The sequence below is a fragment of the Azospirillum oryzae genome (genome assembly GCF_008364795.1).
Classification (GTDB): domain Bacteria; phylum Pseudomonadota; class Alphaproteobacteria; order Azospirillales; family Azospirillaceae; genus Azospirillum; species Azospirillum oryzae.
In genome coordinates, this window is record NZ_VTTM01000006.1 from 212315 (window position 1) to 235545 (window position 23231).

Sequence of the window (23231 nt, forward strand, 5' to 3'; positions counted from 1 at the left end):
TCGGGGGACGGTCATCGGGGGGCAGTCACTTGGTGGTGGTCACTGGGTCACGGGACTCTTGTCCAATACCCACAGCTGGGGTACGTCGCCGGTCAGCCGATCGACGTTCGTCACGTCGTTGCGCACCGCGTAGGGGGAGGCGTACTGGCCAAGCGGGATATAGGGCACCGTCTGGTACGCCCGCTCCTGGAAGGCGTCGAGCCGGGCGCGGCGCTCTTCCGGCTTGTCGGCCCGGATCCACTCCGCCCGCAGCTTGTCCAGCGTCTCGTCGCAGGGCCATCCGGGCATGCTGTTGCCACAGGCCGAGCCCAGCATGAAGTTGTTGATCGGCGAGTTGACGTCGAAGCTGGCGGCATAGGTCGCGTACGCGCTCCAGCCGCCTGCGCCCGGCGGATCCTTCCTGGCGCGGCGGGCGACCACCGACGCCCAGTCCATCGACTGTGTCGTGACGTTCATCCCGATGTCCTTCAGCGTCTGGATGACCATCAGTGCCGCGGCATTCAGCACGGCATAGTCGGTGGGCAGCAGCACCACCACCGGCTCGCCCTTGTAACCGGATTCGGCCAGCAGCCGTTTGGCGGTGGCGATGTCGGGCTTCATGTAGGCGTCGGCACCGGCCGAGGTTTCGTTGGGGCCGCTGCAGATGAAGAAAGTCGCGCAATGCTTCATGCGCAGGTCGGGCGGGTAGCCCATGGCGGCCAGGAACTTCTCCTGGTCGATCGCATGCAGCACGGCCTGACGGATTTTCGGGTTGTTGAAAGGGGGGTGCAGATGATTGACGATCATGGAGGCCTGGATGGCGCCGCCCTGCCGGACCTGGATCGTCTTATCGTTGCGCAGGGGGGCGATGTAGTCAGGCGGCACCAGCTCCAGCATGTCGACTTCGCCCAGGGCGAGCGATGCCGTGGCGCTGTTGGAATCGGGAAGGTAAAGCCATTCGATGCGGTCGATATGTCCGGCGCGGTTGCCGGAGAGGAAGTCCGCCGGCTCGCTCCGCCCGACATAGGCCGGATTGCGCACGAACACCACCTTGCTGCCGGGTACCCATTCATCCCGCTTGAACATGTAGGGGCCGGAGCCGATGGCCTCGTTCGATGGCTCGTCGCCCGACCGGCTGGCGGTGCGTTCCGGCATGATGACCGGAATCATGCCGGATGCCTTGGCAAGGGATTCGAGCACCAGACCGAAGGGCTGGGTAAGCGTCAGGGTGAAGCGGCGCTCGTCCTCCACCCGCCACTGCGCGCCGGCGGCCATCATGGCGCGGCCGTAATTGTCGCGCTTGGACCAGCGTTGCAACGACGCGACGCAGTCGGCGGCGCGGACCGGAGCGCCGTCGTGGAAGGCGAGACCGGGTCGGAGAGTGAAGCTCCAGGTCAGCCCGTCGTCGGATCGGGTGTAGCTTTCCACCATCTGCGGTTTCGGCACGCCGTGCGAATCCAGGCCGAACAGCGTGTCGAAAACGAGATAGCCGTAGTTCCGCGTCACGTAATTGGTCGTGAACATCGGATCGAGGAACTTCAGGTCCGCCTGCGGCACCATGCGCAGGGTCGTGGGAGCGCCGGCGGCGCCCACATCCGCAGCGGCGAGCAGCGGCAGGCAGGCGCTGGCGGCGAGGACCGAACGTCGAAGGAGCGATGGCATGGGCAAGGGCATGGGTAAGCTCCGGTCGGGAGGGGACGGCGGGGGTCAGGTCCAGTTCGTGTCGGCGGCGAGATGGACGACGCAGTCGCCGGGTTGCACGTGGGTGAAGCTGCGGACGCAGACCGCGACACCGGAGCCGCGGAAATGCAGTTCCACGGCGTCGCGCCAGGGCGCGTGGGGGTCGTGGATGCGACCGGCGAGCTGCCCCTCGCTGACATCGTCGCCGAGGCGGAAAGCGGGTTCGAACAGGCCGGGGCAGGGGGCGAAGACATAGTGCCGTTCGCCCTCCACGCGCAGCAGCCGGCCCGGGCGCGGCTCGGGTGCCGGATGTTCGGGCAGCAGGCCGACCGTGGTCAGCAGACGCTCGATGCCGTCCTCGACGATGGCCAGGCCGGTCGGATCGCAGGTGCCGAACCCTCCGAATTCCCCGCACAGGAACAGCTTGCCCTGGCGTTCGGCGGCGGCGGCGAAGGTGCGGTCCTCGCCCAGCAGGTTGGCGATCATCACGTTCGGCGCGCCGAACCCCTCGACCAGCCGGCGGTAAAGTCCCTGCCGCTCTTCGTCTGGCGGCGGCGAGGCGAGCAGGGTCGGCAGATGGTTCATTGACGCTCCCCCGGCGTGCAGGTCGAGGGCCAGGTCGGCCATCGGCAGCAGGATGGTCTCCACATAGTGGGCGATCATCTGGGTCGGCGTGCCGTCGCGGGCGCCGGGGAACATCCGGTTCAGGTTGCCCTTGTCGATCGGCGAGGTGCGGCTGCCGTTCATATGGGCCGGGAAGTTCAACGCCGGGATCACGATCAGGCGGCCGCTGATCGCCAGCGCGGGCAGGCGGCGCACCAGCTTGGCCAGGGCGATCGGCCCCTCATATTCGTCGCCGTGATTGCCGCCGGTCAGCAGAACGGTCGGTCCGGTTCCGCGCTTCAGCACGGCGACGGGGATGGCGATGTGCCCGTAGGCGGACCGGTCGTGGGAATGGGGAACGCGCAGCGTGCCGGTCTGGAAGCCGTCGCGTTCGAAATCGACATCGGTGGAGATGCGGGACGTCGCACGGGTCATGCGGACCTCGTTGGGCAAAGGGGGTCTGTTTGAAAGCAGCGTCGCGAGGTGCCGACCGTTCCGGCAGCATCGTTCGGGTCACTGACTGTCATCAGTGTTGCGAATTCCCGATGGAACTGCGAGTGCTGTTTTCTGCTCATACTGATGCCTCCCAGGCATCGGTATGAGCATGGCAGCGCGCCCGGAAAGGGTGGTCAGAGAGCGGCGGTAATGACGGTGCGGAAGCGGATCAGCGCCGGGTTGGCGTTCTCGGACAGGCACGCGAAGGATAGCGGCAGGCGGATCGACACGTCCGCCAGATCGAGGAACTGGGCCCGTGCGGGGGGACGCGCGCGGTTCGCCGAGTTGACGATGGCCGCTCCGATTCCGGCGGAGACCAGCGACAGGATGGCGGCTTCGGTCGACACCTCCTGCACCACATTCAGGGTCAGCCCGGCTTGGCGGCAGGCGCTCAGCAGCAGGTCGTAGTAAGCTGGGTAGATCGAGCGGGGAAAGGTGACGAATGGGCGGCCGGCAAGGTCCCGGGCGCGCATCGGAACATCCGCCGGCAGCCCCCAGGCGCGCGGCACCGCGAGCGTCACGCCATGGTCGAGCAGGGGGACGGTCGCGAGGTTGGCCGGCGGCGGCTCGAACAGGTAGACGAAGCCGCCGTCCAGGGTTCCATCTTCCATTTCTTCCAGCTGCATCGGGGTGTTGAGCGGCGCCAGCTCGAACTGGACACCGGGAGCCTCCCTTTGGAAACGGCTGAACAGTTCCGGCACCAGTCCGTCCCAGCCGGCGTTTTCTACGAAGCCGATCCGCAGCCGCCCCTGTAGACCGGCGGCGATGAGCTTGACGGAGCGGCCGGCGGCTTCCAGTTGTGCCAGGAGTCTGCGCGCCTCGACCAGATAATGGGCGCCGGCGGCGGTGAGCCGCAGCCCGCGCGGTCCGCGATCGAACAGTGCGACCCCCAGTTCCTCCTCCAGGAACTGGATCTGGCGCGAGATGGCGGGTTGAGTGATGTGCACCCGCTTGGACGCCAGCCGCACGCTCTCATGCTCCGCGACGGCAATGAAGTAGCGGAGATGGCGCAATTCCATGTGCTACGCTCCGAATGGGGGCGTTTGGGTGGCGGGTTCCCGGCCGCCGCACGCGCGTGGTCGGCGCGGCGACATCGCCCCGGGGCGATTCATGCGAAGGTACAGTGGAAGCACTCGCCCCTGCGTACGACGCGGCCCGCCGAACGGCCGCCGAAATGTGCGGGAAGGACCAGCGCCGAACGCTCCGCGGTGTGTTCCAGCGCCCAGCGGCGCGATCGGCGGGCCGCTTCGGCATCCTGGCAGAACATCGAATTCCAGGTGGGGCGAAGCACCTGCACCGGGCTGTGAAGGACGTCGCCGCTGAAGAAGGCCTCATGGCCGGCGGAGCGGACGGAAATGGACATGTGGCCGGGTGTATGGCCCGGGGTGGGATGGAAGGTCACCCCCTCGATCACTTCGCCGCCGTCGTCGGGTACGAGGTCGAGCAGGCCGGCCTCGATGACCGGCAGCACGCTGTCCTCATAGACGCCGGCGGCGGGGCCGGTGCGGAATCCTTCGCTGGCCGCCTTGTCGTTCTCAGTCCGCGACCAGAGATAGCGTGCGTTGGGAAATGCGGGGGTCCAGTGCCCGTTGTTCCAGCATGTGTTCCATCCGACATGGTCACTGTGGATATGGGTGCACAGCACGTAATCGACGGCCTCCGGAGCGATGCCGGCCGCCCTCATCCGATCGAGCAGGCCTGTGTGCAGACCGTCGAACTGCGGGATCCGGCGGGTGCGGCCGTCGCCGATCCCGGTGTCGATGACCATGAGATGATGCGGGGTCCTTACCACCCACAGATTGACGTTGACCACCAGACCGGCACTGTCGGGAGTCATCGCATCCGGGATCAACTCGTCCTGATGTGGAGCGATCAACTCGTCGGCCCAGTCCAGCAGGACCATGTTCGCCGCAAAGGGGGGGAGGACGATTTCGGTCAGCCGGAGAATGTCGAGGCTGCCCAATTGGAAGCGCGGTTCGTCGGTCATCCTCGCAGCCTCCCATGGAGCATGGTGTCTGTGGTGCCGTGGCCGGCTAGATATAACATGGGCACCGTCATGTGTGGACGACCGCTGCGGCGCAAGGGAAAAGAGATCTGGCTTGGCGAAAAGGTCGGGTGCGGTCATGTGTCCGGCCTCGAAGAATGCGGTGCTGATGACCGCGGGCCATGATGAACTCCGCGGGATTGGGTCCCGATCAACTTGCCGGGCTCGAGGCGCATGACAGTACGTGGGTCTTCCCAATCCCTGGCTCGAACCGTTTCGCCATCACCTCTCTCTGCACCCTCACACAGCGTGGTCCTGTTCTTCAGCGTTACCAAACCGGACGGTCCAGCGACACGGTGGCTTGCATCCGATGGTGGGACAGACCGCTCGTCGGCGGGGCCTTGTCAAGCCCAGCGCCGCCGCAGGGCCAGGCTTGAGAAGGTTCCGCGGACGGGCGGACCATCCGCTCCGGATGCTCCTGACGCTGACGGCTCAGGTAACCGCCAGAACCGGGACAGTCTTGCGGTAGACGTCGCCGCGGCTGAGCACCGCCCAGGCGATGCGGGCCATCTTGTTGGCCAGCGCGATGCTGGCCAACCGAGCCGGTTTGCGGGCCAGCAGGCCCTTCAGCCACTCGCCCTCGCCGGGCGCTTTGCTGCGGGCATAGCGGATCACCGTGGTGGCGCCCATGACCAGAAGACGGCGGATCGAGCGGTCGCCGGCCTTGGTGATGCCGCCGAGCCGATCCTTGCCGCCGCTGGAATTCTGCCGCGGCACCAGCCCCAGCCACGCGGCCAGATGGCGGCCGTTCTTGAACGCGCTCGGATCGGTGACGGTGGCGGCGAGCACCGAGGCGGTGATCGGCCCGATGCCAGGAATGGTGGCCAGATTGCGACTGGCCTCGGTGGTGCGATGCCACGCCAGGATGGCCTTCTCCAGGGCCGCAATCCGCGCGCTGCAGCTCTCGACCTGCTGGACCAATTCCCCCAGGGCCAAGCGAACCAGCTCGGGGATCGGCAGATCGCTCAGCCGATCGATCAACTCGACCAGCTTCCGGGGGCCCTGCGCCCCCACGATGCCGAATTCCGCCAAATGAGCGCGCAGGGCATTGAGCAGCATGGTACGCTGGCGGACCAGCAGGTCACGGGAGCGGTGAAGGACCAGAACCGCTTGCTGGTCTTCGCTCTTGATCGGAACAAAGGCCATCTGCGGCCGGGTCACGGCCTCGGCGATGGCCGCGGCATCGGCGGCGTCGTTCTTCTTGCCGCGCTGGACGTAGGCCTTGACCCGGGTCGGCGGGATCAGCCGGACCTCATGGCCGAGAGCCCTGATGAGACGCGCCCAGTGATGAGCCGTCGCGCACGCCTCCATACCGACCAGGCAAGGCGTCAAGCCACGAAAGAACGCCTCCATCTGCTCCCGGCGAAGCTGCCGGCGCACGACCACCTTTCCGACTTCATCAACGCCATGAACCTGGAAGACGTGCTTGGCAAGATCGAGACCGACGGTGACAATGCTCATGTGGACGGCCCTCTCGTCTGGTGGGAGTCTGCAACCACCAATCTATGGCACCTCGATGCCGGGAGCAGCGGTCGTCCACACCATCAACTTGTCGGTTACCTTGTTGCCAAGGCCGGCGAAGGCGGGATATGGGACGGCGTGACGACATGCTCCGATCCCCGCTACGCCGGCTACCGCTTTACCGCCGAGATAATCGCGACGGCGGTGGGGCTGTACCTCCGCTTTCCACTCAGCTTGCAAATGGGGAAGGAGATGTTGGCGGCACGCGGCATCGCGGTGAGCCATGAGGGTACTGTCAGGTTGGCGGGAGCGGGACTCTCGTGGCATGTTCGCGGACATGAGCACGACCCGCAACCCCTACCGCGGCTTCCGCTTCCCAGCCGAGATCCTCAGCGAGGCCGTGTGGCTGTACCACCGCTTCAGTCTGAGAGCTTCTCTGATTGGTTTTCCTCTTCGCAAACCCACGGCATCTATGACGTTATCCCGAATAGGCTTTGGTCCCTGTCCCAACAGGTCGAGGCCGCGGCGCACCTCGGATCGGGGATGGCGCTCGGAGGCCGGTCGTCTCAGGGAAACGGAACGAGCTTTCCGTGCGCTTCGTCCCACAGCCAGAGCCGTCCTCCCGCCAACGCCGCACCCAGGGTGAGAGCGGGCACTTCCTGCAGCACCGGAAAGTGCCGGTGGCATTCCTCGAGACGATAGTTGGGAATGCGGGGGTTCAGATGATGGATGTGATGGAAGCCGATGTTGCCGGTAAACCATTTGAGAATGCCGGGGAGGCGCAGGTAGGAGCTTCCCTGCAGGGCCGCCAGTTCCGGATCCCACTCTTCCTGCCGAACCCACAGCGTGTGCTCGAACCGGTGCTGGACCGAGAACAGCCAGACCCCGGCGATGCCAGCGAGGATGGTGATGGGCAACTGCACCAGCAGCACGGTGCCAACGCCGAGCCAGGCCGCGAGTGCCAGCAGGACGACGGCGATCATCAGGTTGGTCGTATGGACGGACAGCCGCTCCCGCCGCCAGTCGGGCGGCGTGTCGAAGGGGAAGCGGTACAGCATGAGGAAGACCAGAGGCGGCAGCAGGATCAGTGCCATCACCGGATGGCGGAGGAGACGATGGAAAAGACGCTCGCGACGGTCGAGCGCATTGTATTCACTCAGCGTCAGGCAGGATGAATAGATGTCGTATCCACTGTTTCGCCGGTCGAGATTGTTCCAGTTGGCGTGATGACCGGCATGCTGGCGCCGCCAGTTGGCATAGGGGGTCAAGGTCATGACGCCACACAGCGTGCCGACGGCGTCGTTGACCCGGCGCGACCGGAAGAAGGCGCCATGCCCGCAATCGTGTTGGATGATGAAAATGCGCACCAGAAAGCCGGCGGCCGGAATGGCCAGCAGCAGCGTGACGGCGTAGCTGATGTCGAGGCTGAGGACCATGAGTGCCCAGCACCCGATGAAGGGCAGGACCGAGGTCGCCAGTTGGGCGAGGCTGCGGGTGAGGATTGGTGTCTGGTAGGGACGAAGCCGATTGCGCAAAAGCGCCTGTCCATCGTTACCGATGGAGACATCGTCGCGCGGAAGCATTTTTATGCCGGCGGCACCCTGAGTCATGGGCCCTCTCCTCGAAGACGCTATTGGAGGCCGGGGCATACTTTCACGGGGGTGGCGTAACGAACCTCAATCGTGACTGCGACATTTATACTCGATGTCGTTTGCCGAAGAGCTGTCCACCCGTGTCCAGATCTCGCTCCGCCCAAAGATCGGTAACCCTATATAGGCACGAACTCTCAATGATTCATCCGACAGGACGGTAATGCCACCGCTATAGGTCCGGCCATCCTGAGGATTGTAAACGGACCCATCCCAATGATCGGGACCGGCTGGGGTGAGGCCGGTTATGACGACGAGGCCGCAGATCCGCTGTGCCTGCCTCGCCGGATCCGGGTTCTTCTGATCCAGGCGAGGCGAACCGCTCCGATCCATGGCGTTCTCCAACCAGATGATCCGACCGCAGAATCGATCGCCACAGCGGGTGATCCTGAGGACCGCATCCTTGTCTGCGGTCAGCCAGACACCTTGCAGGTCGGCTGCCGAAGCCGCCCCCGTCAGTCCGGCGAGCGCCAAGCATCCGGCCGATACCACCACGGTCCGGAACATCGCCAACTTGTCCAATGCCGCCTCCTCCTGATTTCACGGCACCCGTTGATATCGTGGACACCCGACCGGATCGCCATGGGTCGACGTCCACCATCCTTATCAGCGGCACGCTTTCGTAACGGTCCATGTTCTGCCCGAAGGCAGCGTTGCGGAATTGCCGGTGGCCGTTCCGGTGTCACGCCGGGCTATCCCGTTCGCATCGTTCCCTCGTCACAGGCGATCCTCTAGGCTGGAGACTGCCGCGCAGCCCGGAGGCATGCCGTTGGTCGAGGACAGCGCCACCGACGAAGCCTGGAGCCGGCCGATCTCGGCCGTCCTCGAGACGCTGGGTGCGACCCCCGCCGGGCTGAGCCGAACCGAGGTGGAGACGCGCCGTCGCCGATACGGCCTCAACCAACCGCTGGCGCGCCGCCGCCGGCCATTGTGGCTGCAATTCCTGACACGCTTCCTCAACCCGCTGGTGCTGATCCTGCTGTTTGCCAGCGGCCTGTCGGCAGCCACCGGCAACGTCACCAGTTTCGTCATCGTCCTCGTGATGGTCGTACTCAGCGTATCCTTGGATTTTGTCCAGGAAATGCGGGCTGAGAAGGCCGTGGATGCGTTGCGCCGCACCGTCTCGGTGCGCGTCCAGGTCCGCCGGGACGGCGTGGAGGTGTCGGAGCCGGTGGATCAACTGGTCCCTGGCGATGTGGTCCGTCTGGCCGCCGGCGATCTGGTTCCGGCCGACTGCCGCCTCATCGAAGCGCGCGACCTGTTCGTCAACCAAGCCATGCTGACCGGGGAACCCTACCCGGTGGAAAAGCGCGCCGATGCCGTCGCAATCCCGGCCGGAAATGCCGGGCAGGCGCCCGGCACCGTCCTCATGGGGACCTCGGTCATCAGCGGCAGCGCCATCGCCTTGGTCTGCCGGACCGGCGACATGACGGCGTTCGGCCAATTGAGCGGCACCCTGCAGGCGCCTCCACCACCCACCGCTTTCGAGTTGGGCATCCGCCAGTTCGGTTTCCTCATTCTGCGTCTGACGATCTTCCTGGTGCTGTTCGTGCTGGCGGTGAACGTCCTGTTCCACCGGCCCTGGCTGGAATCCCTGATGTTCGCCCTGGCCTTGGCGGTCGGGCTGACGCCGGAACTGCTGCCGATGATCGTCACCGTCACCCTGGCGCGCGGGGCGATGCGGCTGGCGAAGCGCCGGGTCATCGTCAAGCGGCTGGCCGCCATGCACAATGTCGGCGCCATGGACGTCCTGTGCACCGACAAGACCGGGACGCTGACCGAGGCGACGATCCGGATGGTCCGGCACCTGGACTTCCGCAGCGAGGAGAGCGAGCGGGTCTTCCGCCTCGCCTACCTGAACAGCCATTTCGAGAGCGGCATCAAAAGCCCGCTGGACGAGGCCATCATCGCCTTCCGCAGCCTGGACGTGTCCGGCTGGCGGAAGATCGACGAGGTGCCGTTCGACTTCGAGCGGCGACGCGTTTCGGTTCTCGTCACCGATGGCACCGAGCGGCTGCTGGTGGTCAAGGGGGCGCCGGAGGACGTGCTGCGGCAGTCCACCCATTACGAAGGAGAGGGAGGCGTCGAGAAGCCGCTCGACCCGGCGGCGCGGGCCGAGTTGGATGCCCTTTTCCAGAAGCTGGGAGAGGACGGGTTCCGGGTGCTGGCGATCGCCTCCAAGGCGATGGGACCGGAGCATGCCTCCGCCGCGCTGGGAGACGAAAGCGCGTTGGCCTTTGCCGGCTACGCGGTTTTCCTCGATCCGCCCAAGGCAAGCGCGATGGCGGCGATCCGCGATCTGACCGGGGCCGGGGTGGCTGTCCGCATCCTGACCGGCGACAACGAGCGGGTGACGCGGCACGTCTGCGCAGAACTCCGCCTGCCCGTCACCGGCCTGATCACGGGCGACGATCTGCGGGCAATGAGCGAGGACGCGTTGCGCGCCCGCCTCCCCAAGGTCAACGTGTTCTGCCGGGTGACGCCGGCGCAGAAGGAACGCGTGCTGCTGGCCTTCAAGCGGTCCGGCCGGGTGGTCGGTTTCCTCGGTGACGGGATCAACGACGCCTCGGCCCTGCACGCCGCCGACGTCGGCATCTCGGTGGACAGCGCCGCCGACGTTGCCAAGGAAGCCGCCGGCTTGATCCTGCTCGACCACGATCTGTCTGTGGTGCACGAGGCGGTGATGGAGGGGCGCCGGACGGTGCAGAACGTCACCAAGTACATTCTGATGGGAAGCAGTTCGAATTTCGGCAACATGTTCAGCATGGCGGGAGCCTCGCTGTTCCTGCCCTTCCTGCCGATGCTGCCGACCCAGGTGCTGCTCAACAACCTGCTCTACGATGCATCGGAAGCCGGCGTTCCGCTCGACAACGTGGAGGCGGAGGCGTTGGCCCTGCCGGTGCAGTGGGATCTGCGGCTGATCCAGCGTTTCATGCTGGTGCTGGGCCCGGTCAGCTCGCTGTTCGATTTCCTGACCTTCTACGCGTTGCTTCACCTCTTCAACGCCGATGAGGCGCTCTTTCAGACCGGATGGTTCGTGGAGAGCCTGGCCACCCAGGTGCTGGTCATCTTCGTGATCCGCACCCGCCGCAGCCCTTGGCTCAGCCGACCCAATGCGACCCTGGCCGGGTTGTCGCTGGGAGCTGCCGCCGTCGGCGCGCTGCTGCCGCTGACACCGCTGGCATCCTTCTTCGGCTTCGTGGTGCCGCCAGCGTCCTTCTATCTGTTCCTGGCGGCGGCCGTCGTCACCTATCTGGTCCTCGTCGAGATAATCAAGCGGGTGTTCTTCCGCTATGTCGCTCCGCGGCGCGGCGTGCGAGGCCAAGTTACATTGCGGCGCTGATCTTGCGATCCATTCCTTCCGGAAGGTTTACCGGGTGATCGCCACGGAATGACGATGCCGGTCGGATCAGAACCTGTTCGCAGCGGGTGCGTCCCATCCGGCTTTAACCGGGATGCTGCTTTAGGCTGAGCAAGAGTGTTGCGGCAGGAGCGTGATCTGGTGACGTTGGTGCACAAAGCCCGGGCTGGTGGTGGTCGGGAGGGCGAGCGGGTATAGAGGCGGCCCGCTGAAGTCGAGCCGCTGATGCCGTACAAGGTCAATGAGCCCCGCCGCCACAAGATCCCCCGTGCCCGCTACCGGGTGGAAAACTGGTCGGCCTACGATGCGGCGCTGCGCTGGTGTGGCGACCTGACGATCTGGGTAACGCCGGAGGCGATCGCTGCCTGGACGCCGACGCGTTCTGGCCGGCGAGGCCGTCCAGCAGCCTACTCGGACATCGCCATAGAAACCGGGGTCATGCTGCGCTTGGCCTTTGGGCGCCCATGGCGGCAGACGGAGAGGCTGCTGCGCTCCATTGTCCAGATCCTCGGCATGGAGTTGCCGGTTCCCGATTATACGACGCTTGCCCGACGCAGTGCCCGCCTGTCACTGGCGGCCGCGCTAGTGAAGCCGATCGACCCTATGACCTTGGCGGTCGACAGCTCGGGCCTGAAGATGGTCGGAGCCGGCGAGTGGCACTTGGAAAAGCACGGTGGAAAGTCACGCCGGAGTTGGCGAAAACTCCACATTGCCATCGATCCGGACAGCGGTGACATCCTGGCTGCGGAGCTGACCACCACCGGGGACGGCGACGCCTGCCAGGTCGGCCCCTTGCTCGACCAGATCCCCGGCCTGACTTTGGCGCGCAAATGGGCGTGTGCGCAGAGTCTACCGCGGGGCAGCGGTGATCAGGCAACCTTGCGGGAGACTGGCATGCCCGAACCGGTCATGATGTTCATGACCTTGCAGCCGGCAGCGGCCTCGACTTTCTGGGTCAGCAGACGACCGACCTGATGATCGTCGAGCAACGTCTCGATCATCGCGTCGATGGCGAGAAGTCGGGTGCGCCAGAGCGCCAGATCCTCGCAGGCATGCCGGATCCGCACGCGATAGACATCGCCGCTCTGGGCGGCCACGGTCTGCTTGGCGGCGGCGATGAACTGGCGCGCCAACGGGTCGCCAACGAGGTGCCGCGGTCCGTGGCGCAGCTTGGCCAGACGCCGGGGCGTGGCGGCGGCGACGTCCGTCGCGGTTGGGAACGCTTTCAGGATCGTCAGGGCGAGCACCGTGTCCAGCAGGGCGATATGGTGCTTGAAATCGGGGAAGGTGAGGTCCAGCAGGCGATGGAGTTGCCGCACGCTGTCGCCGCAGTCTTGGACGAGGCGGTCGCGATTACGGACCAGTTCGCGCAACTGCTCGGTGGCGTGATCAGGCAAGGTTGCCGGCAGTGGCCGCTTCTACTGGCCGAGGCGGGCGAGCCCCAGGGCGTCGAGTGCGTCGGTCTTGGTGCGCATCAGCGCTTCCTGCTGGAAGCGGGCGGACTGCAGCGGGTTGAGGACGGCCACCGGTAGGCCGCGGGCTACCAGCGCGGCGGCGAGGTTTTCCAATAGTGTCCGGTGGCTTCCAGCACGACGAGCTGAACCGGTGCCAGCCGCTCAAGCTCGGCAAACAGTGCGGTATGTCCCGCTTGGTCCGCGGTGAAGCGGAACGGCTTGCACACAGTCGAGCCCTGATCATTCACCGCGGCGGCGGCATGGACTTCCGCGCCGATGTCGATGCCCACGAAGGTCATGGCGTCCCTCCTGTGATTACGGGCCGCGAAGAGCCTCGGAGCCGTTGCCGGCACCTGTCCTTGTGAATGCTGCGCCACCGGCGGATCGGTGCCGATGCGTCGTGATACCGTGCAGGCCCCGGGGCAATGGACGAGGGTGCCAATCTATGGCGCGGGGCCGAACCCCGGAACGGGCGACGACACCCCTCTTCCGAACCCACCCCTCTCAACCGCGGATGAACGACATCGGCAGCCAAAAGGGCGGACACAGAACATACAAGAACGGACGAAAATATACGCTAAGCGAACAAAATAAGAGCGGCAGGAGACCATGAATTCGATGGGAGCGGGCAGTGAGCGGTGTCTCGACGTGACCGGTGTGGATCAGCTTCCAATCTCGGCCAATCCCTGTATTCGGTTATCTTGTTGAGTTGTTGAGAGAAGCGTTTAGAGGTTTGGTCTTTCAACGACGTCCGTGCAGCCCCCTCCAGAGGAACTTCCTTCTAAAAGTCAATGATATAGCCTGTTAATCCGTATGGCTGCGGTAGGACACCGATCCACAGCTGATACACAGGTGCCTCCTAATCCCGCAATCAAACGGCCCGGACAGTGCCAAGAAAGCTCGACACTTCACGGTTGAGTCGCTTGCTCTCTTCAGAGAGCGCGCCTGCGGCATCGAGCACATTAAGGGCAACACCGGCCGTGCTGTCGACCGCTTGGCGAACCACGCCGACGTTGCCCGATACCCGGCGGGTGCTCTCCGCTGCATTGTTGATGTTGTCGGCGATCTCGCGCGTTGCCGCACCTTGCTGCTCGATGGCGGCGGCAATCGTTGCGGTGATCTCATTCATCCGGGTGACCGTTACGCTGACCTCCCGGATGCGCGTTACCGCTGTCTCCGAGATCGATTCGATTCCCGACACCGTTGCTTGGATCTCATCGGTCGCTTTGGCAGTCTGCGCGGCCAGTGCCTTGACCTCGCCGGCCACGACGGCGAACCCTTTACCGGCTTCGCCCGCACGTGCGGCCTCGATGGTGGCATTCAAGGCCAACAGGTTGGTCTGGCTTGCGATCCGGTTGATCAATTCGACGATGGCCCCGACCCGTTTGGCGGCTTCCGCAAGCTGGGTCATGGCGACCTGAGCCTCACTCGCCTCGCCCATCGCCCCCGAAGCGATCTGGGAGGAGTGCGAGATCTGCCGCGAGATTTCCTGAATTGACGCGGAGAGTTCCTCGGTGGCGGACGCAACGGTTCCGACATTCTCGCTCGTCTGTTCCGCGGCACCAGCAGCCGACGTTGTCTCGCGCTCCGCGAGGTGCGACGATTCCGACAGCGCGTTGGCCGAGCTTTCGATCGTGCCTGACGACGATGCGATGGAATCGACCACAGCCATCACCGAGGCTTCAAACGCATCGGCAAGCTTGTCCATCTCCTGCCTATGCTGGCGGGACGCCTCCGCCTTCATCAGCTCCTGTTCCGTGGAAAGACGCAATGCTTCCTCCGAGCGGAGCTTCAGCACACCGATCGAGTGGGCCAGCGACCCGATCTCATCCCGCCGCCCCTGCCCAGGGACCGCGACCGACAGGTCTCCGTCGGCGATGCGGTTTGTCACGGCGGTGAGGCGCAGGATGGGAAGGGTGATCCTGCGGCCCAGCCAGAAGGCAGCGCCGAAGATCAGCACCGCCAGCGACCCGCCGACCTCGGCAATGGTCGTGGCATTCCGCCAGACCGCCGCCTCGACGTCGTCGAGGTAGACGCCCGAACAGACGACCCATTTCCAGGCGCCTGATTGCAAGGCGTAGGCCACTTTGCGCTGGGGAGGCGTGTTCGGCGCCTTGGGCCAGGAATATTCGGTGAAGCCGCCGCCGGCCTGGGCTGCCTTGATCATCTCCCGGCTGAAATAGACGCCGTTGGCATCCTTGTTGTCGAGTGCGGAGCGTCCATCCCGGTCCTTGAACATGCCGCTCATGGCGACGGTCCCATCCTGTTCAAGGATGAGGATGTATTCGTTGCCGTCGAAGCGGACAGCGCGCAGTGCCTCTTTCGCGGCATCCTTCGCGGCGGCTTCCGGGAGATCGCCATTTGCGACCTTCGCTTCATAGAATTGAACGATCTTCGACGCCGCCTCGACGACGACGCGGGCGCGCGCCTGGCGCTCCTCCCCGGTCACCGTTCCGATCGTGCGGATCGAGAGAACACCGACAATCGCGAATCCTACCAGCGCCATGCCAGTGATGAGATTGATGCGACTGTTGAGGCCGAAAATGACAGATGGCATGGCCATGTCCTCTCTGACTCGGGTTGGCGGGCGCCTCGATGAACGGTTATGAATTATCCTGAGAAAATGAATTCCCGTTTAACGGGATCGAGAGATCTCCAGTATTAAAATTTATCTTTATTGTGCGGCGCAATATAGAACGGTCAAGTCATCCTTGATCCGACTGAACTTGACCGGTTAAGGCGTTCCGTGCGGATGCATTCTATCGCCTGCACGGAACGCCACATTGTCGGAAGCTTCGGTATCAGTAGCCTCGGTCAGAAGGCCACCATCGTCCGGGCCAGAAGCACATGGGCGCGATCGTCGGGCGACCCGGAGGCCAGGGTCACGGCCTTGTCGCTCCTGGTGTCGAAGTAGTCGTACTGGAGTTGCACCCTCAGGCCCGGCGCCACCGTGTAACCGGCTCCCACTTCATAGACGTCGGCGGTCCGCTTGCCGGGACGGTTCACTTGTCCAGGATCCTCAGTCCGGATATAGGCGGCGCCCAGCACATAGGGGCCGGTGACATACTGCGCGCCGATCTGCCAGGTCCAAGTCTCGTCCATGTAGGCATAGCGCGCGTTCTGCCCGCTTTTGCCGTAGTTCAGATAGTCACCGCCAAGCGAAAAGCCGGCATATTCGAACCGGAAGCCGCCGATGTAGCCCCGGAGATCCTTGAAGGAATCCGCGGCCGCTCCGCTGCCGGTCGCCTTGCCGCCCATGTAGGCCGCCGACAGCGTCGCCTTCACCGGGCCGAGCGTCGCCTTGTAGTTCGCGCCGACCTCGACGATGTCCTGGAAGTTGCCGGTGAACTGCGCCGCCGGGGTCGATCCCGTCTTGACGCGGTTGATGTCGGTGTTCGAGCTGTCGTTGCGCGGCGTGTAGCTGCCGCCGACCTGCAGCCCGGCGAAACGCGGCGAGGCGTAGAGGATTTTCGTCGCGCCGGCGTCGGCATTGAGCCAGGGCCACATCAGGGTGGCGGGCGGCTGCAGCGCGTCGCCGACGCCGCCCCGGAAATCGCCGCCGGTGTAGCCCCCGGTCGCCGGGTCCGTTCCCTGGGCGCCGCCGGCCGGTCCGACCCAGGCCGCCGCATGATCGTACAGGCCGAAGGGCAGGTAGGCGATGGGACGGCCGGTGCCGTTGGTCAGATGGGAAATCTCGCCATCGAAGCCCGGCGTGACGCCCAGTCGCACCGTGCCGAAGGAGCCTGAGGAGAACAGGTAGCTGCGGTCGATGTCGACCGCCCGGCTGCCGAGCGCGCTGCGCAGGCGCAGGTTCGCGCCGTATTCCAGACCGTTGTCGGCTTTCGCCTGCGGAACGACGGTCAGGCGGAAACGATTGCGGGCCTCGGTGGATCGCAGATTGCGGTCGTTGGTCTGCGAAACGAGGCCCATTTCAAAATAGGCGTCACCGCTAAGCTGAATGTCGAACCGGCTTTGCGCCTGGGCCGGTCCGGTGATGTACGAAGCCAGCAGTGCGCACAGAGCAATGGTTTGCGTTTGCTTCATGGAAAGATACCGCCGATGAAAAGGAGGTGGATGGAAATCCCATGGCATCCCGCCCAGTCGGGAGGCGTGGCCAGATCGGTCCGGTCACGCCGGTTTTCCATCGGGGGGCGGGGAAGATGAGGGCGGCAGAAGGCGGGGAACGGGAGCGCGCCGAAGGAAGGGACGCTCCGGCGATGCAGCCGTGCGAGCGCAATTCTCCACTCCCGGGTTTCGTCTGCCCGATGTGGAGCGCGCGAAATCTTGGTTCTCAAATCCGGTAGTCGGGGTCAGGCGTCAAATCGGGCCGCGCCTGTCATGCGATCCGGTGCGAGGCACTGCATCGGTGGCCGTGACGAAGGCCGATGGCAAGGTGGGGGGTGCCTAAAGGTGGCAGTTGGATCCCGTCCGTTGCGTTTCCTGCACCGGCGCGCATCCGCTGCCACCCTGGGGCTTGCCTGTTCAGCAGCCTCCGTTCAGGGAGACAGTTCTTCCAGAACCCGGCCCTTGGTCTCGATCGCGAAGAGCGTGGTGACAACCGCTCCGACCAGCGATACGGCGGCGAAGGTTGCAAAGACATACTGGACGCCGACCGACCCCATCAGCACACCGACCAGGATGGGGCCGGTGGAGGAGCCGAGGCGCAGCCAGGCGCTGCCCAGCCCGGTGCCGAGCGCCCGCATGCGCGTGGGATAAAGCTCGGCGGAGTAGAGGTAGAGCGAGAAGGTGATGGTCTGGAGGATCGCGTAGGCCAGACCCGCGAGGATCAGAACTTCAAGTGGCGATGTGGCGCCGAGGAAGGCGAGTGCCAGAAGCGGCAGCGGGGCGGCGAAGAAGGCGATCATGTACCAGCGCTTGCGGCCGACCCGGTCGATCAGCAGGGCGCAGGCGACCGATGCGACGACGCCGGCGACCGAGGTCAACAGCCCGTACAGCAGGCTGGTTTCGAGCGGCAGATTGAAGGTCTGCCGATACAGCGTCGGCAGCCAGGTGATCATCCCGTTGGCGACCAGGTACGAACAGAACCACATTGCCCAGATGGTGAAGGTGCGGCGCCGGTAGAAGCCGGAGAACAGTTCACGCCAGTTGGAGTCCGCCTTCGCGCGGGTGGCGACAGGCTTCGGGGCGTCCAGGCTGTGTCCGGACGCTGTGGCACTCGCCTCGAGCTGGCTGACGATCCGGTCGGCTTCCTCGTAACGGCCCTTGGAGGCCAGCCAGCGCGGCGATTCCCTCATGAAGAAGCGGAACGGGATCAGGATGATGCCGGGAATGATGCCGACGAGGAACATCGCCTGCCAACCATAGACCGGAATCAGCGCCCGGGCGATCAGGCCGGCGCCGACGAGGCCCAGCAGGAACATCACCTCGTAGAGCAGGAAGAAGCGGCCGCGCCCCTTCGATCCGATATATTCGTTGATGTAAGCACTGGCAACCGGCACCTCGCCGCCCGTTCCGATGCCCTGAATGAAACGGAACACCATCATCGATGCCGCGCCCCAGGCGAACAGGCAGGCGACATCCATGCTGACGAACAGCAGGATGGTGAAGAGGAGGACGCTCAGCCGGCCGATCCGCTCGGCGAGCCAGCCGAAGAAGACCGCCCCGATGAGCTGGCCCAGATAGCCCATCGATAGGATCAGGCCGGTCTGTTCGGGTCCCAGCCCCCATTCGCGAACCAGCACCGGCATCGCATAGGCGATGGCGATGACCGTATAACCGTCGAAGAAGGTGGCGGCGCCGATGATGTTGCGGGTCCAGAACACCCGCCGGGTGACCGGAAGCCGTTCAAGCCGGGCGCTGATGTCCGCCTGTCCATCGAACGTGCCGGCCGCGGCGTCGCGCGCCTTGGTGGCGACATCCTCGGATGTCTGCATGAGCATGGCGTTTCCTCTCAAGCCTGATTGTTTGTTTTTTTATTGCCGGAAGCCTTTGGCCGCCGGAGGCCCCCAAGAGTTGGTTCCGCGGCGGCGATCCGGAAAAGCCCGGATCGCCGCCGATTGCATTACGGTACGAAAGAGAGGCCACCCGCAGGGGTGGCCCCGGTCTCTCAGGCGGCGAGGGCGTTCTGGATCACGGTCAGGCCGGACGCCTTCACCGCGGCGCGGATTTCCTCGTCGGCACCGTCGCCCAGCGGCTTCAGCGGCTCGCGGACATTGACGTTGTCGATGAGGCCGCGGGCACGCAGGGCATGCTTCAGCGCAACCGAGCCTTCCATGTGCGACCCGCGATGGTAGACCGCGCGGGTGATCGGCAGCAGCTGCTCGTGATACTTCCGGGCGAGCGTATAGTCCTGCGCCTTGCCGGCGGCGAGATACTCGAGCAGCAACTCCGGCGCCATGTTGCCGTAGCCGACCAGCAGGCCATCGACGTCGAACATCGTCGGCAGCAGCCATTCGTCATGGCACGACATGATGGCGAGGTCGGGGAAGGCGTTCTTCAGCGCCGGGATTTCGTCGTACCAGCGCTTCATGTCGCGCACGCCGTTCTTGGTGGCGGTGACGCCCGGCACGGCGGCGATCTGCAGCTGGGTGTCGAGGTCGTAGTTGGCCTTGGTCACGGCCGGGTACTGGAACAGGATGCATTCCAGGCCGGACTGGGCGACGGCCTTGTAGCGGTCCACGGGAGCGCCCTTCTGGTAGCCGAAGCGCAGCCAGCCGTGGTTCGGATAGACCAGGGCACCGGTGGCGCCGGCCTCGAACTTCTCCTTCGCCTCCAGCTCGGCGACCTTGGTGCCCTCGCCGGTGATGCCGGCGACCACCGGCAGCGGCGTCGCGTCCTTGTAGACGCGGATCAGCTCGATCTGCTCGTCATGGGTGAGGAAGGTGCCCTCGCCGGCATGGCCGAGGATGACGAGGCTCTTCACGCCGGGGATCGAGGCCAACCACTTCGCCAGGCGGGCGTTGCCGTCGAAATCGACGTCGCCGTTGTCCTTGAACAGCGTGACGGGCGCGGGGTTCAGTCCCTTCCAATCGATGGCCATGGTTCCGATGCCTTCCAGAAACATTATGGGATGTGAGGGGGCCGGGCCGTCATTGAGCGGACCGGGAGCGTCCACCAGCATGTTTAGTAACGATACCGGGAACGTTCCCAACGTATGTCTTGAACAATTGGGGTGTCAACCATTATCTTGCATCGAGACGTGGATTCGTGAGGGGCTGGGTGTGTTCACAAAGGACGATCCGCAGGAGAAGCACGGCCGAGTGACGCTGCACGACGTGGCAGCGGCGTCGGGGGTATCGAAGTCGACAGTGTCGCGGATTCTCGACGAGCGTCTGCCGCGGTCCGAGAGCGAGACCGCCCGCAAGGTCCGGCGGGTCGCGGCGGAACTCGGCTATATGCGCGATGTGGCGGCGGCTAGCCTGCGCCGAGGAAACACCAACACGATCGGCGTGATCGTGCCGCGGCTGACCGACACGGTCATGGCGATGCTCTACGAGGCGTTGGCCCATGCCTGTGCACGCTCGGGACGCTTCGCCATCGTGGCGACGACCGACGACGAACCGCAGGCCGACCGTGCCGCGGCGGAAAGCCTGCTTCAGCGTGGGGTGGACGGTCTGGTGCTGTCGACCGCCAGGGAGGGCGACGATTTCCCCGTCCGGCTGGAGAAGCGCGGCATTCCCTATGTGCTTGCGCTGAGAAGCGATGGCCGCAGCATGTCGTCGGTCGGCGATGACAAGCTGGGCGGCTATCTGGCCACCCGCCATCTCCTGGATCTCGGGCATCGTAGGATCGGTATCATCGCGGGGCCAAGCTACGCTTCGAGCAGCCGCGGACGACTCGCCGGCTACCGGTGGGCGATGACCGAGGCAGAAGCGGCGATCGATCCCGATTGGATCGTCGAATCGAGTTTTGGGATCGATTCCGGTGCCGAGGCGGCCGAGCGGCTGATGGGCATACCGGCCCGACCGACCGCGATCTTCGCTATGAACGATAACACCGCCATCGGCGCGCTGTCGGCTCTGATAAAGCTCGGGCTGTCCGTGCCGGAGGATATTTCCTTGGTCGGGTACAACGACATTCCCATCGTCAGCCGGCTGTCTGTGCCGTTAACGTCAGTGCGCGTGCCCTTTGACCGGATCGCGGCGGAAGCCCTGGATCTGCTGTGCCGGGGTGCGGAGTCGCCCAATGATCGTATTCGGATCGCGCCTCCGACGCTTATTCCACGTGCGTCATCGGTCCACTGTCGATCTGCCCTCCGTTAGAGCCTGTTGATATTCATCGTATTATCGGGACGGCTGCGACAAGGTGGATTGTTCCGGCGAAACTTGGGACGACGCCATAGAACAGGGGAAAATATACGGCTCTGTTGCAAAGTTGGCCGGCACGCGGCGGAATGGCTGGACGTTGGAGGGAGCCAAACCGTGTCGGACTTCAAGGGTCGCCATTTCGAGGGCGAGATCGTGCTGTGGGCCGTGCGCTGGTACTGCCGGTACGGGATCAGCTACTGTGACCTCGAGCAGATTATGGCCGAGCGCGGCGTCACGGTCGACCACACCACCATCTACCGTTGGGTCCAGAAGTATGCCCCCGAGATCGAGAAACGGCTGCGCTGGCAGTGGCGCTGCCCACGATCGACCAGTTGGCGGGTCGATGAAACCTATGTGAAGGTCGGTGGCAAGTGGGCCTACCTGTACCGGGCCGTCGACAAGCATGGCAACACCATCGACTTCCACCTTTCGCCCACGCGGAATACCGCGGCCGCCAAGCGCTTCCTCGGCAAGGCGCTGAACGGCCTGAAGGATTGGGAGAAGCCGATGGTCATCAACACCGACAAGGCGCCCACCTATGGGCCGGCCCTAGCGGAGCTGAAGGCCGAGGGCAAATGTCCCGAGGAGACGGAACATCGGCAGGTCAAGTACCTGAACAATGTCGTCGAGGCCGACCACGGCAAGTTGAAGCAGCTGATTCGGCCGGTGCGGGGCTTCAAGACCCTGAAGACGGCTTATGCGACGATCAAGGGGTTCGAGGTGATGCGTGCGCTCCGCAAAGGGCAGGCGGCCGCCTTCAACCTGACCCGCGACATGCACGGCGAGGCACGCCTTGTCGAGCGCGCCTTCAACGTCGGCCCCTGCGTGCTCGCCGAAGCCGTTCAGCTCGTCAACCAGCAGCTCGAACTCCAGGCCGCGTAGCCTCCGACAATGATGCCGGTCGTCATCATCACGCGCCTACAGGAAGAGTTTGCAACAGAGCCGGAACCGGCACACCGGACAACGAAAATTGTCGGCTGTGAAATATTTTTCACTTCTCAAATCGAAAGCGCCACCAATTATAGTCTGGCAGTTATTATTGCCGATATCAAAAAAGATATCTCCATCGGCGCGCGGGTCCATAGCTTTTGCGCGGCAACACATCGGTGAACACTGGCATATCTTCTGGAGAAACCCCGAAACAGGAGAGCTGCGGATGTCTGGAAGGCTGCTGAACGACCGTCGTGTCCTCATCGTTGAGGACGAGTTCCTCGTTACCGTCGTATTGGAGGCGGCAGTCTTGGAGGCAGGCGCCAGTGTTGTTCGGCTTGCCGCTTCGACCGTGGACGCTCTCGCTCTGATCGAAGCCGAAACCTTCCATGTTGCGCTTCTGGATGCCAGATTGGACGAAGAACCGGTCACCTCCGTTGCCGAGGCTCTGGACGCACGGGGCATCCCCTTTGTTTTTCACTCGGGATATGGCCCCGAGCATCTGCCAAGCTCCCACTGTCATCGCCCCCTGCTCCGTAAGCCGTCGCTTTCGTCCACTGTCGTACAAGCGCTGCATGAGGCGATGAAATGATTGGAACCGAAGGATCGTCCACAATGCAGCGAAAACTGCCGAGTTCCTCAGACAGTCACCGTTGCCTGACGCGATGGCCTACATCCCTTCGGCCAAATCGACCAGAAGTGAAGGCATATCGTCGATGTGGAGGATGTGGTCCGGGTGATCGTCACGCAGGGCGCTGAGCGGCATCGAGGGTGCTTCGGCTTCGTGAGGTTGCTGAACGATGATAAGGCCGCCCTGCGCCTTGATGGCTCTGGCGCCTGCCGTTGCGTCGAAATCCCCGCCGGTCAGCACGACCCCGACCGTTCTCGCCCCGTATGTCGCTGCCGCAGACTCGAAAAGCGGGTCAGCTGCCGGGCGGGTGTGGCGGACCTTAGGACCGCGATCAAGGTGAATGGCCCCCGGCTGCAGCCGCATGTGGAGATCGGGCGGCGCAACGTAGATCCGACCGCGTTCGATGGGCTGGCCATGAACGGGATGATAGGCAGGGATGGGGCCGGCTCGGCTGAGGAGATGGGGCAAAAGACTGGGACGGTTGGTACCGATGTGGACGACGACAAAAAGGGTCGCTGCCAAGTCGGCAGGAAGTTGGCTGACCAGTCGCTGGAGGGCCTGAACGCCACCGGCGGACGCCGCAACGACAACAATATCCCGAATCTGCCGATCCATGCCGGACTCTTATCGTTCAGTTCTGTCCATCACCGCCGGATCAACAGCGGACGCGGCCGTCC

The 23231-nt window shown here is 64.5% G+C and carries 18 protein-coding genes and 2 pseudogenes; 6 read left to right on the top strand and 14 right to left on the bottom strand.

Annotation, left to right across the window (positions count from 1 at the left end; genetic code table 11):
• Positions 1-39 precede the first annotated feature (39 nt).
• From FZ938_RS18130 to FZ938_RS18170, 7 genes are all read right to left on the bottom strand, one after another.
• Positions 40-1653: an ABC transporter substrate-binding protein gene (locus tag FZ938_RS18130; protein ID WP_149199859.1), complete on the bottom strand. Its 1614-nt coding sequence runs from the start codon at positions 1651-1653 to the stop codon at positions 40-42.
• Between the two features lie 33 nt (positions 1654-1686).
• A complete protein-coding gene (locus FZ938_RS18135; RefSeq protein ID WP_149199860.1) occupies positions 1687-2697 on the bottom strand; it encodes a succinylglutamate desuccinylase/aspartoacylase family protein in 1011 nt (336 codons plus the stop codon).
• 194 nt (positions 2698-2891) lie between these two features.
• A complete protein-coding gene (locus tag FZ938_RS18140) occupies positions 2892-3776 on the bottom strand; it encodes a LysR family transcriptional regulator (RefSeq protein WP_149199861.1) in 885 nt (294 codons plus the stop codon).
• Between the two features lie 89 nt (positions 3777-3865).
• The gene (locus FZ938_RS18145) at positions 3866-4744 is read right to left on the bottom strand and encodes an MBL fold metallo-hydrolase (protein WP_174757147.1); all 879 of its coding nucleotides are present in this window, start codon (positions 4742-4744) and stop codon (positions 3866-3868) included.
• A 489-nt stretch (positions 4745-5233) separates the two neighbouring features.
• Complete coding sequence (locus FZ938_RS18150) at positions 5234-6262, bottom strand: IS110 family RNA-guided transposase (RefSeq protein WP_149199863.1); 1029 nt, start codon at positions 6260-6262, stop codon at positions 5234-5236.
• A gap of 566 nt (positions 6263-6828) precedes the next feature.
• Positions 6829-7872: a fatty acid desaturase gene (locus tag FZ938_RS18165; RefSeq protein ID WP_246457339.1), complete on the bottom strand. Its 1044-nt coding sequence runs from the start codon at positions 7870-7872 to the stop codon at positions 6829-6831.
• A gap of 66 nt (positions 7873-7938) precedes the next feature.
• Positions 7939-8433, bottom strand: a complete 495-nt coding sequence (locus FZ938_RS18170; protein WP_149199864.1) for a DUF2147 domain-containing protein — start codon at positions 8431-8433, stop codon at positions 7939-7941.
• 241 nt (positions 8434-8674) lie between these two features.
• On the opposite strand from FZ938_RS18170, the gene mgtA reads away from it, so the two are divergent.
• Both mgtA and FZ938_RS18180 read left to right on the top strand, forming a co-directional pair.
• On the top strand, positions 8675-11254 hold the full coding sequence (gene mgtA / locus FZ938_RS18175) for a magnesium-translocating P-type ATPase (RefSeq protein WP_149199865.1): 2580 nt from the start codon (positions 8675-8677) through the stop codon (positions 11252-11254).
• Between the two features lie 243 nt (positions 11255-11497).
• Positions 11498-12085: pseudogene (locus FZ938_RS18180) on the top strand (IS5 family transposase); the annotation flags it as partial.
• Positions 12086-12141: 56 nt separating this feature from the next.
• Here FZ938_RS18180 and FZ938_RS18185 read toward each other — a convergent pair.
• The 6 genes and pseudogenes from FZ938_RS18185 to FZ938_RS18215 form a co-directional block, all read right to left on the bottom strand.
• On the bottom strand, positions 12142-12669 hold the full coding sequence (locus tag FZ938_RS18185) for an IS110 family transposase (RefSeq protein ID WP_149199866.1): 528 nt from the start codon (positions 12667-12669) through the stop codon (positions 12142-12144).
• A 21-nt stretch (positions 12670-12690) separates the two neighbouring features.
• Positions 12691-13025 (bottom strand): annotated as a pseudogene (locus FZ938_RS31580) (IS110 family transposase).
• A 572-nt stretch (positions 13026-13597) separates the two neighbouring features.
• The gene (locus FZ938_RS18200; RefSeq protein ID WP_174757144.1) at positions 13598-15283 is read right to left on the bottom strand and encodes a methyl-accepting chemotaxis protein; all 1686 of its coding nucleotides are present in this window, start codon (positions 15281-15283) and stop codon (positions 13598-13600) included.
• Positions 15284-15540: 257 nt separating this feature from the next.
• A complete protein-coding gene (locus FZ938_RS18205; protein WP_149199870.1) occupies positions 15541-16770 on the bottom strand; it encodes a porin in 1230 nt (409 codons plus the stop codon).
• 452 nt (positions 16771-17222) lie between these two features.
• Positions 17223-18620, bottom strand: a complete 1398-nt coding sequence (locus FZ938_RS18210) for an MFS transporter (protein WP_246799056.1) — start codon at positions 18618-18620, stop codon at positions 17223-17225.
• Between the two features lie 173 nt (positions 18621-18793).
• Positions 18794-19726 (bottom strand): dihydrodipicolinate synthase family protein, encoded by a 933-nt coding sequence (locus tag FZ938_RS18215; protein WP_149199871.1) that lies wholly within the window; start codon positions 19724-19726, stop codon positions 18794-18796.
• Between the two features lie 220 nt (positions 19727-19946).
• Here FZ938_RS18215 and FZ938_RS18220 point away from each other — a divergent pair, with 220 nt between their 5' ends.
• The 4 genes from FZ938_RS18220 (at position 19947) to FZ938_RS18235 (ending at position 22515) form a co-directional block, all read left to right on the top strand.
• Positions 19947-20948: a LacI family DNA-binding transcriptional regulator gene (locus FZ938_RS18220; protein WP_246799057.1), complete on the top strand. Its 1002-nt coding sequence runs from the start codon at positions 19947-19949 to the stop codon at positions 20946-20948.
• 159 nt (positions 20949-21107) lie between these two features.
• On the top strand, positions 21108-21875 hold the full coding sequence (locus FZ938_RS18225) for an IS6 family transposase (protein ID WP_149199872.1): 768 nt from the start codon (positions 21108-21110) through the stop codon (positions 21873-21875).
• A gap of 9 nt (positions 21876-21884) precedes the next feature.
• Complete coding sequence (locus FZ938_RS18230; RefSeq protein ID WP_149199873.1) at positions 21885-22103, top strand: hypothetical protein; 219 nt, start codon at positions 21885-21887, stop codon at positions 22101-22103.
• Positions 22104-22149: 46 nt separating this feature from the next.
• A complete protein-coding gene (locus FZ938_RS18235; RefSeq protein ID WP_098735085.1) occupies positions 22150-22515 on the top strand; it encodes a response regulator in 366 nt (121 codons plus the stop codon).
• Between the two features lie 78 nt (positions 22516-22593).
• On the opposite strand, the gene FZ938_RS18240 is transcribed toward FZ938_RS18235, so the two are convergent.
• Positions 22594-23169 carry a chemotaxis protein CheB gene (locus FZ938_RS18240; RefSeq protein WP_149199874.1) on the bottom strand — a complete coding sequence of 192 codons (576 nt, stop codon included), beginning with the start codon at positions 23167-23169 and terminating at the stop codon, positions 22594-22596.
• Positions 23170-23231 lie beyond the last annotated feature (62 nt).